Annotated in this window: 11 protein-coding genes and 5 pseudogenes; 8 read left to right on the plus strand and 8 right to left on the minus strand. The window is 69.6% G+C overall.

Annotation, left to right across the window (positions count from 1 at the left end; translation table 11 throughout):
• Positions 1-52: 52 nt before the first annotated feature.
• Positions 53-289, minus strand: a complete 237-nt coding sequence (locus ACFWBF_RS19895) for a hypothetical protein (RefSeq protein ID WP_385603265.1) — start codon at positions 287-289, stop codon at positions 53-55.
• A 179-nt stretch (positions 290-468) separates the two neighbouring features.
• On the opposite strand from ACFWBF_RS19895, the gene ACFWBF_RS19900 reads away from it, so the two are divergent.
• Entirely contained in the window at positions 469-1,008 is a 540-nt protein-coding gene (locus ACFWBF_RS19900) for a winged helix-turn-helix domain-containing protein (RefSeq protein ID WP_385603268.1), read from the plus strand.
• Positions 1,005-1,529 (plus strand): annotated as a pseudogene (locus ACFWBF_RS19905) (transposase); the annotation flags it as partial. The gene ACFWBF_RS19900 and the pseudogene ACFWBF_RS19905, both read left to right, overlap by 4 nt.
• 108 nt (positions 1,530-1,637) lie before the next feature.
• Here ACFWBF_RS19905 and ACFWBF_RS19910 read toward each other — a convergent pair.
• Together ACFWBF_RS19910 and ACFWBF_RS19915 are read right to left on the minus strand one after the other, a co-directional pair.
• Positions 1,638-2,945, minus strand: a complete 1,308-nt coding sequence (locus ACFWBF_RS19910) for a M48 family metallopeptidase (RefSeq protein ID WP_385603271.1) — start codon at positions 2,943-2,945, stop codon at positions 1,638-1,640.
• A 343-nt stretch (positions 2,946-3,288) separates the two neighbouring features.
• On the minus strand, positions 3,289-3,723 hold the full coding sequence (locus ACFWBF_RS19915) for a hypothetical protein (protein ID WP_385603274.1): 435 nt from the start codon (positions 3,721-3,723) through the stop codon (positions 3,289-3,291).
• Here ACFWBF_RS19915 and ACFWBF_RS19920 point away from each other — a divergent pair.
• The gene (locus ACFWBF_RS19920) at positions 3,722-4,219 is read left to right on the plus strand and encodes a hypothetical protein (RefSeq protein ID WP_385603277.1); all 498 of its coding nucleotides are present in this window, start codon (positions 3,722-3,724) and stop codon (positions 4,217-4,219) included. The two genes, ACFWBF_RS19915 and ACFWBF_RS19920, sit on opposite strands and share 2 nt — an antisense overlap.
• Here the strand turns inward: ACFWBF_RS19920 and ACFWBF_RS19925 are convergent.
• Entirely contained in the window at positions 4,192-4,707 is a 516-nt protein-coding gene (locus ACFWBF_RS19925; RefSeq protein WP_385603280.1) for a GNAT family N-acetyltransferase, read from the minus strand. The genes ACFWBF_RS19920 and ACFWBF_RS19925 overlap by 28 nt on opposite strands.
• Positions 4,708-5,231 (minus strand): annotated as a pseudogene (locus tag ACFWBF_RS19930) (IS5 family transposase); the annotation flags it as partial.
• A 370-nt stretch (positions 5,232-5,601) separates the two neighbouring features.
• On the opposite strand from ACFWBF_RS19930, the pseudogene ACFWBF_RS19935 reads away from it, so the two are divergent.
• Together ACFWBF_RS19935 and ACFWBF_RS19940 are read left to right on the plus strand one after the other, a co-directional pair.
• Positions 5,602-6,290: pseudogene (locus tag ACFWBF_RS19935) on the plus strand (helix-turn-helix domain-containing protein); the annotation flags it as partial.
• A gap of 124 nt (positions 6,291-6,414) precedes the next feature.
• Positions 6,415-6,642, plus strand: a pseudogene (locus ACFWBF_RS19940) (ISKra4 family transposase); the annotation flags it as partial.
• A 196-nt stretch (positions 6,643-6,838) separates the two neighbouring features.
• Here ACFWBF_RS19940 and ACFWBF_RS19945 read toward each other — a convergent pair.
• Complete coding sequence (locus ACFWBF_RS19945) at positions 6,839-7,612, minus strand: maleylpyruvate isomerase N-terminal domain-containing protein (protein WP_385603283.1); 774 nt, start codon at positions 7,610-7,612, stop codon at positions 6,839-6,841.
• A gap of 79 nt (positions 7,613-7,691) precedes the next feature.
• Here ACFWBF_RS19945 and ACFWBF_RS19950 point away from each other — a divergent pair.
• Together ACFWBF_RS19950 and ACFWBF_RS19955 are read left to right on the plus strand one after the other, a co-directional pair.
• Positions 7,692-7,871 (plus strand): annotated as a pseudogene (locus ACFWBF_RS19950) (hypothetical protein); the annotation flags it as partial.
• Between the two features lie 336 nt (positions 7,872-8,207).
• Entirely contained in the window at positions 8,208-8,708 is a 501-nt protein-coding gene (locus tag ACFWBF_RS19955) for a hypothetical protein (protein ID WP_385603286.1), read from the plus strand.
• 191 nt (positions 8,709-8,899) lie between these two features.
• On the opposite strand, the gene ACFWBF_RS19960 is transcribed toward ACFWBF_RS19955, so the two are convergent.
• On the minus strand, positions 8,900-9,232 hold the full coding sequence (locus ACFWBF_RS19960) for a hypothetical protein (protein ID WP_385603289.1): 333 nt from the start codon (positions 9,230-9,232) through the stop codon (positions 8,900-8,902).
• Positions 9,233-10,406: 1,174 nt separating this feature from the next.
• Here ACFWBF_RS19960 and ACFWBF_RS19965 point away from each other — a divergent pair.
• Positions 10,407-10,811: an FKBP-type peptidyl-prolyl cis-trans isomerase gene (locus ACFWBF_RS19965; protein WP_385603291.1), complete on the plus strand. Its 405-nt coding sequence runs from the start codon at positions 10,407-10,409 to the stop codon at positions 10,809-10,811.
• Positions 10,812-11,241: 430 nt separating this feature from the next.
• Here ACFWBF_RS19965 and ACFWBF_RS19970 read toward each other — a convergent pair whose 3' ends face one another.
• A complete protein-coding gene (locus tag ACFWBF_RS19970) occupies positions 11,242-11,682 on the minus strand; it encodes a hypothetical protein (RefSeq protein ID WP_385603294.1) in 441 nt (146 codons plus the stop codon).
• Between the last annotated feature and the right edge of the window lie 1,235 nt (positions 11,683-12,917).

The raw sequence follows: 12,917 nt of genomic DNA on the forward strand, positions 1-12,917 counted from the left end.
CCGCCCACCTTTGCTGCTTCTTGCGTTTGACTTGGACTCTTCCTTTCGTCGTCTACTTGAGCAGTTGGCCAAGGCCGGCGGCATTGGCCGGCGTCGGCGACAGCCCAGAGGCGAGGCCGGTGATCTGGCGCTTCGCGTCCCGGACCGTCGGGGTGAGGAAGCGGAGCGACAGCAGGTTGTCGAGGGTGAGGGGACCTGCCAGGGCGCTGGTGCTCGACCGGTCGATGGAGGGGGCGGCCTGGGCGGTAGGAGTGGAAACGAGCCCGACGGCAATCGCGAGTGCTGCCACCGACAAGACGTGGGCAACAGCGGGGTGAGCCATGAACGCCCCAACGTATCCGCAGTGCCCCCGTTATGGGCGATGGACAAGGCGGGGTGGCTCGTTCACTCGAGTGGCCGCCCAGCTACTGAGGTTTTCGGGTTGTCGTCGGTAGTGACGGTCCATGATCCCTGCGGTATGCCGGTTAGGTGAGGTATCCGGAGGGTGGGGGCCTGACCGCTGAGCGTCGGGCGTTTCGTGAGGGGATCCGGCTTCAGGCCGGCGAGAGGTTCGCGGCGGGTGAGAAGACCGCGGTCATCGCGAAGGACCTGCGGGTGAGTGTGCGGTCGGTGGAACGCTGGCGCCGTGCCTGGCGCGAAGGCGGCATGGAGGCCTTGCGCTCTGCGGGCCCGGCGAACTCCCCGACCGTCACCGATACCCAGTTCGCCGCGCTGGAGGACGAACTCGACAAGGGCCCCTCAGCGCACGGTTTCGAGGATGAGCGGTGGACTCTGACCCGGGTCCAGACGGTGATCCGCCGCCGGCTGCAGGTGAGCCTGTCGGTGGCGACGGTGTGGCGGCTGCTGAAACGGCACGGCTGGTCATGGCAGGCACCCGCCCGCAGAGCACTCGAACGCGACGAACACGCGGTCGAGCTGTGGAAGAAGGAGGTGTGGCCGCGGGTAAAACCCTCGCGGCGGCGTGTGGGGGCTGTATCGTCCTTGAGGACGAGGCCGGATTCTCCATGACGCCGCCCCGCGCCCGCACCTGGGGCCGGCGCGGACACACACCCGTCATCCGCGTCCGCGGCCGCTCCCGCCGCAGGACCTCGGTCGCCGCCCTGTGCTGCTACAAACCCGGCGAGAACAGCCGCCTCATCCATCGCCCCCGCAACCATCTCCTGCTCAAGGGCGCCCGAAAGAGCTTCTCCTGGCAGGACTACCGCGACCTGCTGGTGAGGGCACATATCCAGCTCGGCGGCCCGATCGTGGTGATCTGGGACAATCTCAACACCCACCTGGCCGCCGGGTTGAAACGCTACGAGGCCGAGCACGACTGGCTCACCACCATCCGCCTCCCGCCCTATGCACCCGACCTGAACCCCGTCGAGGCCATCTGGTCACTCGTGCGCAGAGCAATGGCCAACACCGCCTTCGACACACCCGACGACCTCGACCGCAAACTCCGCCGCGAGTTACGCAGGACCCAACTCCGGCCGGACCTGATCGACGGATGCCTCACCGCCACAGGGCTGACCCTCACACCACCGAACCCCACCCTGAAAAGCTCAGTAGCAGAATCCTGGAGCGCGAACAGCCGGAACCCGTACACCGGTCCCTGGGTCGAGGGGGCCGGTGTACGGGTTCCGGCCACAGCGCTAGTCGGCGTTGTAGCGGATCACCGTACGGGCCAGCCAGGCGCGGGATGGTGCCAGTTCGGCCGCGATCGACTGCGCCCGGGAGGCGTCGCAGACCACCCGGGCCGGCTGCGGGTCGGCCGAGGCGAGGCAGCGGCGGCGCAGGTGGGTCGGTGGGTGGGTGTCGTCGATGCTGTGCCCGCGTCGGGCCGAGACCCGGCGCAGTCGCTCGTACTCGCTCTCGGGTATGGAGCCGATCCGTGCGGCCAAGCGCTCCCATAGTGCTTGCTCGGCGGCTTCACGCGTTTCGCGGTCGTGGGAGGCGCCGTTGGCCTGGGGCGCCGTTATCGACTCGCGTTGCAGGTGGGCCGCTACCGCGTCGCCGATCAACAGCCGGTCCAGCAGCGTGATGGCCGCCGCGGTCGAACCGGCTCGGGCCGCGCCCGCGTCGGCCCGGTACTCGGCCCGCTGCGAAGCCCGCATTGTCAGGCCGTCGAGCAGGACGATCAGCCCGTAGACCGCCCAGCGCGGCAGGAACACCAGGGCGTTCCCGCACAGGTACACAAGGCTCACCACGGGCTGCGGGAGCAGGAAGGAGTACCAGTGGGCCAGGGACCGCAGCGCTCCGTGCGTCACGAACGAGGAGCGGACGTCGCCATTCGCGAAATGCCCGAGCTCGTGGCCCAGCAGGGCCACGCGTTCCTGGGGCGAGAGGACCTCCCACAACCCGGCGCCCAGGCACATCACCCGCCGGTTGCGGATCCCATAGGTGCGTACCCAGGCGTTGTGCGCAGTGTCGAGCACCACCGCGTGCACCCCGGTCGTACCCACCGCCGCCCCCACTTCGTCGATCAGCTCGAAGAGCCGGGGCGCGTCGGCGCGGTACAGCACCGGCGCGTGCCGCGGCAGCCGGCCCGGCCGGGGCAGCAGCGCCGCCACGACCATGAGGAGCCCGACGCCGAAGACCGGCAGGATCCGCGTGTGCCACCCGCCGATGATCAGCGCCCCCGCAGCCAGCACCAGGCCCCCGGTGACCGAGTGCACCAGCAGGGAGACGCCGAAAGCCAGGACGGTCGACCTGTCCGGCCCGACCCGGCCGGCCGCCTGCCCATGCCGCTCAATCTCCTCCGCGAGCTGCTGCCCGTAGCGCATGGCCAGGCGCCGGCGGAACACCGTGAGGCGGCCCCGGTCCGGATCCGGTGCGCCCGGATCCACGTTCCAATCGCAGGCCGCGCACCAGCTCACGAACCGTGCTTGCCCAGAGATGGTGGCCCCGCACTCCGGGCACTGCCGCACCTGCGGTGCGTCCACCTTGTCGACCGTTTCCATGCCTGTTGATCCCCTCACCGCCGTGGACCAGTTGTGATCCCCGGTCCGCGCAGGATATGGGCGGTCGGGGCGGGACCGGCGGCCGCCCCAGGGTGGATGCTTTTAGCCGGGAACATGCGCGTTGTCATGCCACGGGGTGAATTGAGCGCGACCTCTAGAGCGGTGGCCGCGAGAGGGGGGTGTGCTGGCTACGGATCGAGCCAGGTGCGGGGCGGCCACGGTGCCGTGGAACCCGGGCCCGTCCTGGGTGTCACCGGGGCAATTGCGACGTGCGCTCGGGGTGCGTGGCGCCGACGTAGTGCATCGCGGTCTGCTCCGCGATCCCGAACAGGCGCATCAGCGGTCAGCGGTCAGCGGTCTCGAACGCCTCGTTCAGGATCCGGTCCTGCCGCAGGCCGTCCAACGTCACCCCCTTGGGCAGGACCCTTTGGAGCACGGTCCTGCTGATCGGAGGATGGTCGGGGTCGAGCGCGGTGCGCTGGCTGACGAGCAGGTGGGGGTTGGTCGAAGCCGGCCAGCGTTGGTGGCGGTAGGTAAGCCACTCGGAGGCGAGGAGGTAGGTGAACTCCTCGATTCGGAAGATGACGCGCTCCTGGCGCAGTGCCCTGAACAGGCTGCGCAGAACGACGGCAAGCTGGCGGCGAGGGCCCCGAGCGAGGCCGTCGACAGCGCTGACGACATGATCGCTGGTGATCTCCCGTAACGTCGTGATCCCGCTGCCGGTCCAGGCGGTGAGGACCGGACGGAGAGCGAGCGAGATAGCGGCGGATGCTGTCATGTGCACGAGCCCCGTGCTCGCGTCGGCCCTGACCGCGCAAGACCTGCACCCTCAGCCGTACTTCGTCGGCGACGGGCGGCGGCAGCTTGGCGATGGTGGCCTCGACCCATACCTGGTCCGCGTCCCGGTGCAGTTCGGGATCCTCGACCAACAGGTCGCGGGCGGCGAGGAACTGGCAGACCCGCTTGGCGGCGAGGTTGGTCCGGAGCAGTGCGAGGTCATGGACGTCACGCTCCTGGAAGGCTCCCTCGGCCCCCAGCCAGTACACCAGGATCGTGAGGGTGCGGATGTCCTTGCGGTACCCGGGCAGGCTCTGTCGGCGCCGCCGCAGCTGGCCAAATTCCCGGTCAGCATGCGGGCCTTGCCGGTCAGGGGAAGCTCCGAGCAGCTGCGCTGGCGCAGTCGGGCCAGGCCGTATCGTTTGGATCACGGAGCCAGGCCGGATTCCACTTCGCTGCCGCGTCGGTGTCAGATGCTGCCGAAGGGTTCGGGGTAGATGAATTCGCCTTGTACGGACGGATCGTAGGCGGCCAGGGTGCGAATCTGGAACAGGTGCTCCCAGGCCGGTTCCTCGCCGACGATGCCGAAGTCAGTGCTCGGGCGGAAACCGAACCGCCCGTAGAAGTCGGGGTCGCCGAGGACAACGACCATCGGGGCGTCGAGGGCGTCCGCCGCGGCGAGAGTGGCGTGGACCAGGGCCGTTCCGAAGCCGCGGCGGCGATGGTCGCAGTGAACACCGAGCAGGCTGAGGTTGGGGACTCGGGCGGTACCGATTCGGCCCCAGGTGCAGAGGGCATGGCCGATGATCGCGCCGTCCTCGCCCTCGGCCACCAGCGAGAGCGCTGGGATCCAGTTTTCACCCTTTTGCAATGCGTCCCGCAGAATTACCTCCACAGGTTCCTCCTCGTGCGGTTTGTAGGAGGAGGCGATGGTCACCGCACGGACAGCGGCCAGGTCGGCAGGGGTTTCTCGTCTGATCAGCACCTACGCAGTGTGCCCTCCGGCGGACCTGGTGTGCGTGCGGGGGCCGTCAGAGAGATGGCTTCGTCTCGCGGACCAGATGGATATGCCCGCGATGTGGAGCCCGGCGAGATGGATGGTGGCGGCCTTCTCGTAGCGGGTGGCGATGCCGCGCCACTGCTTCAGGCGGTTGATGCACCGTTCGACGGTGTTGCGCTGCTTGTAGGTCTCGCGGTCAAAGGCCGGGAGCCTGCCTCCCCGGCTGCCTCGGCGCAGGCGGTGGCCCCGCTGGTCCGCCGGGATGGGGATCACCGCCCGGATGCCGCGCTTGGGCAGGTGTTCGCGGATGGCGCGTGAGGAGTAGGCCTTGTCGGCCAGGACCACGTCCGGACGGGTTCGGGGCCGTCCACGGCGGCGAGGACGCGCAGGCGGGCCATCACGTGTGTGAAGCCGGGCTCGTCGCCGGCCTGTCCGGCGGTGAGATGGAAGGCGAGGGGTCGGCAGTGCGCGTCAGCTGCGAGATGGATCTTCGTGGTCAGTCCGCCGCGTCACATCCGCCTCACCCGGTCGGTGAGGCCGTTCACCCCCTTGCCAAGAACGCCCTCGCTACTCTCGAGGCCATCAAGCACACCGCCGCCGAGTTCGCCGATGCCGTCCGCGGCCGGGTCCCTCTCGGCATGATCATGGGCTGCTCGATCCCGGCCTTCCTCGACACCCTCGCCGACCTCGGCCGCGTTTACCGGGTTGGCGGCGGCGGGGCCGGAACCGGTTGGATGAGACGGACATCCGACGGGTTTGGGGGCGTGGTGGCGGAGCTGGTCAAGATCAGGAGGCTGACCGACCGGGGACCAGGAGGGCCGGCAGTTACAACGGATCGTGCGCCGGGGCAGCACCAACACAGTGCGCTATCGACGGGCGATGATGCTGCTGGCCTCGGCCGGCGGCAACCGAGTTCCAGTGATCGCCCAGTTGGTGCAGGCCGACGAGGACACGGTGCGGGACGTGATCCACCGGTTCAATCAGATCGGCCCGGCCTGCCTGGACCCTCGGTGGGCGGGAGGCCGTCCCCGCCTGCTCAGCCCTGACGACGAGGACTTCGTCGTCCAGACGGCCACCACCCGCCCGACCAAGCCCGGCCAGCCTTTCACCCGCTGGTCCATCCGCAAACTGCTCGCCTACCTGCGCAAGGTGCACGGCCGGGTGATCCGCATCGGCCGCGAGGCCCTGCGCTGCCTGCTCGCCCGACGCGGCGTCACCTTCCAACGCACCAAGACCTGGAAGGAGTCCACCGACCCCGACCACCACGCCAAACTCGACCGGATCGAGCACGTCACGGTCCGCTTTGCCGACCGGACATTCGCGTTCGACGAGTTCGGGCCGCCCTGCATCCGCCCCACCGCCGGCTGCAGCTGGGCCGAGCAGGGACGGTCCGACCGGCTCCCGACGACCTACAAGCGCACCCACGGCGTCACCTACTTCCACAGCTGCCACTCGATCGGCGACGACACCCTGCGGGCATCAACCGCCGCCGGAAGGGCACCGCGAACACCCTCGCCGCACTCCGTTCGATCCGCGCCGCCCGCCCCGACGACGCCCCGATCTACGTGTCGCCGTACTCCTCCGAGTGCTCCACGAAGTACAGAGTTACGTGCACCGGTCTTGTGGGACTGCGGAGGGTTCGGTTGAGGTGGGGCCGGGCTGGCAGGCTGCACTCGTGGCCCTCAACGATGCCTGGCCGCAGGATGGCCGATCGCCACGGGCATCGTGGAAGGCGCCTGCCGCCACCTGATCGGCGACCGCCTGGACATCACCGGAGCCCGATGGTCACTGGCCGGCGCCGAAGCCGTCCTGAGACTCCGCGCCCTGCTCGCCAACGGCGACTTCGACCGTTACTGGACCTTCCACCTCGACCAAGAACACCAGCGCAACCACCGGGCCCGCTACCGACTCGCTGCTTGATCTACGAGGTCAGTCCCAGCAATCTGCACCCGCCGCGCACTGTCCCCCAGTCGAGCGCGAGCCGCCCGCAGGTGCGCCTTTCGCCCTTGAACAGCCGGCCCGCAGCCTGCCCGCAGCCGCGCGATGTCCGCAACCCCGGGCCCAGTGGCGCCCGCAGGAGCGCGCACAACCGACAGATGCGTCACAAGTGCGCGTTTTACGCGTTCGGGTCCCAGTCTGCGAGCTGCTCCATCGGCTCGGTGTCACCGGTGGTCTCCAGGCCGTCGAGCGGGACGCGATCGTAGAAGTAGAGGACCAGTTCGCTTGCTGCGCCTCGCATCGCCATGTCGCCCGGCTCCGCGTCGGCGGCGAGGTCGTCGCAGCGGACGCCGTCGGCGTTGAGGGTCAGGCGCCAGGAGCGGCCCTCGGTCGTGTGCAGGTCGATGGTCGCCGGCTTGAACGGCCAGGGGACGGTCGTCGCCGAGACGGTCGTCAGGAACTCGTCGACGCCCTCGACCGCGACGTCCGTCGGCAGCGGCTGTGCGGCCCCCTGGATGAGCTGGGCGTCGTAGGTGTGGACGGCGATCTCCTGGATCTGGTGCCGGGCCACGGCTCCGCTGGTCTCCGGGGCCTGCGAGCGGCCCCACCAGGTCCAGCAGCCGCGGTCCGGTCCGGCCTCGCGCATCGCCTCGAGCATGAGCTCGGTCGACTCGGCGAGCCAGGCGTCCAAGGCTTCGCGGTCGCGGGGCGCGGTCGGGGCGCCCTTGGGGTCCGTCCTCGCCGGGGGCTCAGCGCCCGGGCCCGCCGCGACGATGGCGGCCTGGCGGCGACGGCCGTCGCCGAGGTGCTGCGCCAGTTCGCGCAGCGTCCAGTCCGGGCAGGTCGGGACCTGGACGTCAAGGTCGGGGGCGGACGCGATCGCGGCGCGGAACGCGGCCGAGCGGTCTTCGATCAGCCGCAGGACCTCGGGGTACTCCAAAATGTTTTGCACTTCGGTTGTGTATCACGGCGCTCCGGCCGCCGGGTAGCGAATTTGTCGGACGAACGCGTCGACGGCCGGGCGGAGCGCCGGCGCCGAAGCCGTCCTGAAACTCCGCGCCCTGCTCGCCAACGGCGACTTCGACCGCTACTGGACCTACCGTCTGGGCCAAGAGCACCAGCAGCAACCAACAGGCCCGCTACCAACTCGCTGCTTGACCTACGAAGTCACTCCCAGCAATCCGCACCCCTGGCCGATGTCAGCGGCCTGAGTAGTGTGCGGCCCGGCGGCGCCAGCGCCAGAGGAGTGAAACGAGAGCAAGTGCTCTGACCGGGAACGTTCACCGGATGGGCCCGGGGCAGCCTGCGCCCCTGAAGGTCTGTCCCCTCTGGCACATCAGCCACCAGAACGAAGCCGGCCCCAACGACGAGACGATTCACCTCGACGACGAGGGCGTGTTCATCAACGAGCAGGACGGCGACGACGTCAAGCTGCTCGGCATCTACTCCCTCCGAGGTCGTAGCCGAAGAGCGGATCCGCCGCGCGCGTCTTCTACCGGGCTTCGCCGACGAGCCAGACTGCTTCCAGATCGGAGAGTACGACCTTGATGAGGACCACTGGACCGAGGGCTTCGTCGCGTGGGGTCCGTAAAGTTGCCGACGACAACGAAGAGCGAGAAGAGCACAAGGCAGACGGGACTGCCGAGAAGGATGCTGCCGGCGTACGGCTCGTGGAGGACCTGGTCGCTCAGGTACCCGGGTTCGAGGACGCCTACGAGTGCCACGTCTTCAACGAGAACGGGGTGCTCTCGCACGTGTTCTTCTGGGACGTCGTACAGGACACCGTTCACTCGTACCTGGCGGAGGGCGACCCGGACGGTCCCAACTGGCGCCGGGTCCTTGCGTTCCTGGAAGAGGAGACACAGCGTCGCGTGCCCGGGGCAATCGAGGTCATCGTGACCTCGTTCCTCTACGACCTCCCGTACGAGGGAGAACCCGGGTACGGCATCGAAGCGCATCTCGGGCCGGCCATGAGGGAGAGGTACCTACAAATTCGACCCTGGTACGGGGAAGAGGGCCCGGGCGCTACGGGGAAACCGGCGGCGTAGACGGGGCGGCTGGGGCGGGCGGGGCGGCTGGGGCGGGCGCAGCCTGCAGTCCTCGGCGAAGGCTGCCAAGGACGGCAACCCCTCGCCTCCCAGCGGATCGCTGAACAGCGGTCCGCTGGTGCCGGCCCCGATCCGCCAGAGCAAAGCGGCCGCCCGCAGCAGGGGGCGAGCCCAGTCGGGAACGGCGTAGGTCATGCAGCCCCGGCGCAGTCCGTGGTCGTACAGGTGATGGTCGTGTTGTCCGCGCCAAGGTCGCGCACCTGCGCGGTGGCGAGCTGGGTGGTGGAAGCCGCGGTGAACGCGGCCGTGGCGAGCTGAGTCGCCAGGTACGGGTGCGCCGTCCCGCGGTGGAGCCGCCACGCCACCTCCGCCTCGGTGACCGGCGGCATCATCGGCGGGAAGAAGTCCCGGTCCGCCGCCAACGGTGCGGCGCAGCGGCACGGACCGGTCGCCTCGTCGAAGGCCTTGAGCAGAGTGGTCAGGGCGGGCAAGCCGATCCAGCGGTTCGCCAACGGCCACGTCACCTGGGATGCCTGTCGTTGCGGATGGTCAGTTCTGCCTCAGCCCTGGCCCGCGGCAATTACGGCCTGCGGGCCCACTTCCGGGGCGTGCTGCGCCCAGGGTGGTGCCGGCTGCAGAGCCGCTCCCTGATCATCGGCATGGCGGCCGCCCGAACCGGGCGGCGTCACCCGCGTGGCCATGACCGGCGGCGTCCGCATCCCGTCCCGGGCCGCCATCGTCCCCTTCGGCGCGGCGGCGGAGCTGTCTCGGGCGATGGCCCGCCTGACGGCGCGCGTGGGGCCCCGGGGCGACGGTAGCTCCCGCCGCCCGGCAGTCGGCGCCCCGTGCGGCCGGGCCGGGCCCGCTGTGCGGCGCCGCCTCCAACGGCACGGCCAGGGGCGGGGCAGTCGTGCCCTCCGGGTCCCGGCGGGAGGCGAGCTCGTCGTGGGCGCCCGCAGCCAGTCCGCCGTCCCCACCCTCGTCGACCGACGCACCCGCTATCTCCGCCTGGTCCCGCTGCCTGACGGGCACTCGGCCGCCCAGCTGCGTGATGCCCCCATCGCAGCCTTGGCAAGCTGCCGGAACAGGCCCGCCGGAGTCTCACCTGGGACCAAGGCTCCGAGATGACCCGCCATCATGAACTCGCGCCCTACTTCACCGACGGGATCTTCTCCGCGCGCCTGGTCAGCTCACGATTCAAGCGCCGCCGACACGGATTGTGGTTCGCGGGTTTCAGTACCAGTACTTGCGCACGGTCGAAGCACTGTTGGCGAGTACGAGGACCAGTGATGGGGCTTCCTCCCGCATTGCGGGACCCGGGACGCTGGTACCGCCCAAAGCGGCTTTCACACACTCGGAAGGATGCCGCAGTCCGGCGATGCTGAGGAGGAGAGGCGGCCGCACGTCCAGGCCGGCCAGGGAGCCTGGCGAGAGTTGCGCCTGCGAAGTCCGACGTTGGTCGAGATGTCTCGCAGTGTGCCGGCTACCGTCTGTGCCTCGTCTCGTTCGGGCGATTGCCGCGTGACCTGTGCATGCGGGGTCGCGTTCATCGGCTATGCGAAAGATCATCACGTGTGGCCGGGGTGTGCTCCGGGGATCGGCCTTCTCGGTACCGTGACCATCTGCTGCATGGAGTGGAGTGTCCATGTGTCCGGCTGGTCCGTGCGAGGGCTTCCGACGGAGAGAGATGAGGCGGCAATGAGTGAACTGACGAAGCCCGAGGTCGACGTTCCGGCGGGTGACGCTCCTACCGAGCTGACCATCCGGGACCTGGTCGTCGGGGACGGGGCTGAGGTGAAGCCGGGCATGGTGGTCAGGGTCCACTATGTCGGGGTGGCCTTCGAGTCCGGGAAGGAGTTCGATGCCTCCTGGGACCGGGGCCAGCCGTTCAAGTTCGCCCTGGGCAGTGGCAAGGTCATCAAGGGCTGGGACCGGGGGGTGAGGGGGATGAAGGTCGGCGGTCGGCGCGAGATCATCGTTCCCCCGCGTCTCGGCTACGGCAATCAGTCGCCCTCGCCGTTGATCCCGGCGGGCTCGACCCTGGTTTTCGTGGTGGACCTGCTTGACTCGTTTTCCAGGACAGCCGGGTGGAGCAACGCCTAGTGACCCTGGCCGCTCCTCGCTGCCAACGGTTCAGCCACCCTCCGATGCACCCCTCTCCTGCGCCGCTCGCCCCGTGGGCCGCGCCATCGGAAGCCGTGGCGGAAGAACACGGCCAGCAGCGCGAGTTGACCGCATCGGACGTCGGTACGGGTACCGGCTTCTCCAGGACCCCTCCACAGGAAGTAGTCGGCGTACCTGCGCCCCCTCTGGGGCCGGTGAGCTGCCTGTTTGGTGTTCCTCGGCGAGAATGGAACGGGACCCGAAACGGGACCTCCAAGGGGACCCGGAACGGGGCTCCAAAGAGGACCCGAAACGGGACCCCCGTCAGCTGTGCCTAGGCATGCGGACGAGCCCTAGCTGGCCAGGCTCTGCAGCGTTGGATAGTCCGATGACCACCATCTCGACGCGAGTGTGCGCGGGTGATCCCCGATCAGCGGCGGCCGGTGGCCAGGATGACGAGGAACTGGCCGCCGCCCGCCTCGATGCCGGCGGTCACCGGCAGCCCCGGTACCAGTCGGGAGAACCGGTCCACCAGCCAATCCGCCGCCTCTTGGGCGTCCTTCCTGGTCGGACAACGGCCCACCACCTCGCGGCCCCCCTTGCGCTCCAGCCTGTCGGCAACGGCGATCAGCGGCGCGGGTTCGACTACGTACAGGCGCTCCGGCCAGGCGATGACCACCTTGACCGCACCCTTGCGGGTATTGCACCCGCGGTGCGCGAGCCGCTCGGCGACCTTGGCTTTCCGGTCGGCGGTCCGGCTGTCGACACTGGGCCCCCGCGGGTCGTTCACCGACTCGTCGGGGTCGACCGGTTCGTCACACACCCAGCACCGCCAGCCGTCGCGCTTGGCCACATCATCAAGGAGACTCATCCAAGCAAACTAGCCTGCCCGGCCGCCACCCGCGCACCAGGGCCCCGGCAACGTGTCAACACCGGCCAACAGCTTTGCGACATCTGACCGGCTAGCGTCCCCGACCACAGGCGTGGCGCGGGCCAGGCCGGCTCCCACGGTGGCCGAGCGGCGCGGGAGATCGCCGTGGTGCAGTTCCAGTTCTGCGCGCTGCGGCAGCCGAGGGCAAGCCCCCGTTCGAGGGTGGCTTGCTTGCCCACACTCACCGGGGCTTGCCCGCCTGGGCCTCAGGAGGCTTGCCCGGCGGTCAGAACGCTTGCCCGGGGCGGAACCGGGAGAGCCAGGTCCCGCCGACCTTCTGCTCGGGCCGGCCCTCCAGCGCCACCGACTCCACGTCCATGCCCGGAAGTCTCCCGCCCAGATCACCACGTGGATGGCATCCCACACACGACCCCGCGTCGGGGCCGGCCAACCACCCTGTCCGGCGCACAGCAGGGCTGAGGACCTGGAGACGCAGGCCGGTGCGTCGCTCTCGGGGCGATCTCCCGATGACGTCACCGCCCACGGATGCCACCCAGCGAGTCGTATCGGCGCCGGGCTCTGGGGGGGAAGGGGGCGGTGAGGACGAGATCGTTGTGTACTGGGACCGGGGGTCTTGCGGAGATTTCGAGTCGGGGTAGGGCCACCACCCGACGGCGGCCGCCGCCAGAGCGGCCCGCCGCACCCGCAGCCGCCTCGCGGCCAGGGCCGCCACGGCCACCCGCGCGCGGCGCTCCCGGCGGGAGGCCAGCAGGGACATCAGCGCTTCCGCGTCCGGCCGGTCGGCTGGCGTTTAGCCAGGCAAGCCGTCACCACCGGGAGCAGGGAAGCGGGTAATCCGGCCAGGTTAGGGTCCTCTTGGACTACTTTCCAGGCGACCGCGTAGGGATTGTCCGCGTCGAAGGGACCATGCCCGGTGGCCGCGTGGACCAGAACCGCCCACAGCGCGAAAACGTCCGCCGGCGGTCCCGCCTCCCGCCCACCCTGGAAATGTTTAGGCGCCATGAACGGCGGCGTACCCAGCAGCTCCCCGGTATGCGTGAGCACGGTGGCGTCCGCGACCCTCGAGATGCCGAAGTCAATGACGCGCGGGCCGTCCGTGTACGCGTCGGCTCTGGCGGTTCGAGCGACGGGCAAGGCTGGTGTCAAGGCGGGTGTCCAACACCGATCACGACGTCGACACCCTCGGCGCCCGCCTGCTGCTCGAGGCGGACTGA

Source organism: Streptomyces sp. NPDC060028, assembly GCF_042736725.1.
Lineage (GTDB): Bacteria > Actinomycetota > Actinomycetes > Streptomycetales > Streptomycetaceae > Streptomyces.

Excerpts from the sequence above, each read along its gene's own strand:
- ACFWBF_RS19910 (WP_385603271.1), bottom strand. The coding sequence starts at position 2,945 with ATGGAAACGGTCGACAAGGTGGACGCACCGCAGGTGCGGCAGTGCCCG.
- ACFWBF_RS19915 (WP_385603274.1), bottom strand. The coding sequence starts at position 3,723 with ATGACAGCATCCGCCGCTATCTCGCTCGCTCTCCGTCCGGTCCTCACC.
- ACFWBF_RS19965 (WP_385603291.1), top strand. The coding sequence starts at position 10,407 with ATGAGTGAACTGACGAAGCCCGAGGTCGACGTTCCGGCGGGTGACGCT.
- ACFWBF_RS19955 (WP_385603286.1), top strand. The coding sequence starts at position 8,208 with ATGAGGACCACTGGACCGAGGGCTTCGTCGCGTGGGGTCCGTAAAGTT.
- ACFWBF_RS19970 (WP_385603294.1), bottom strand. The coding sequence starts at position 11,682 with ATGAGTCTCCTTGATGATGTGGCCAAGCGCGACGGCTGGCGGTGCTGG.
- ACFWBF_RS19920 (WP_385603277.1), top strand. The coding sequence starts at position 3,722 with ATGTGCACGAGCCCCGTGCTCGCGTCGGCCCTGACCGCGCAAGACCTG.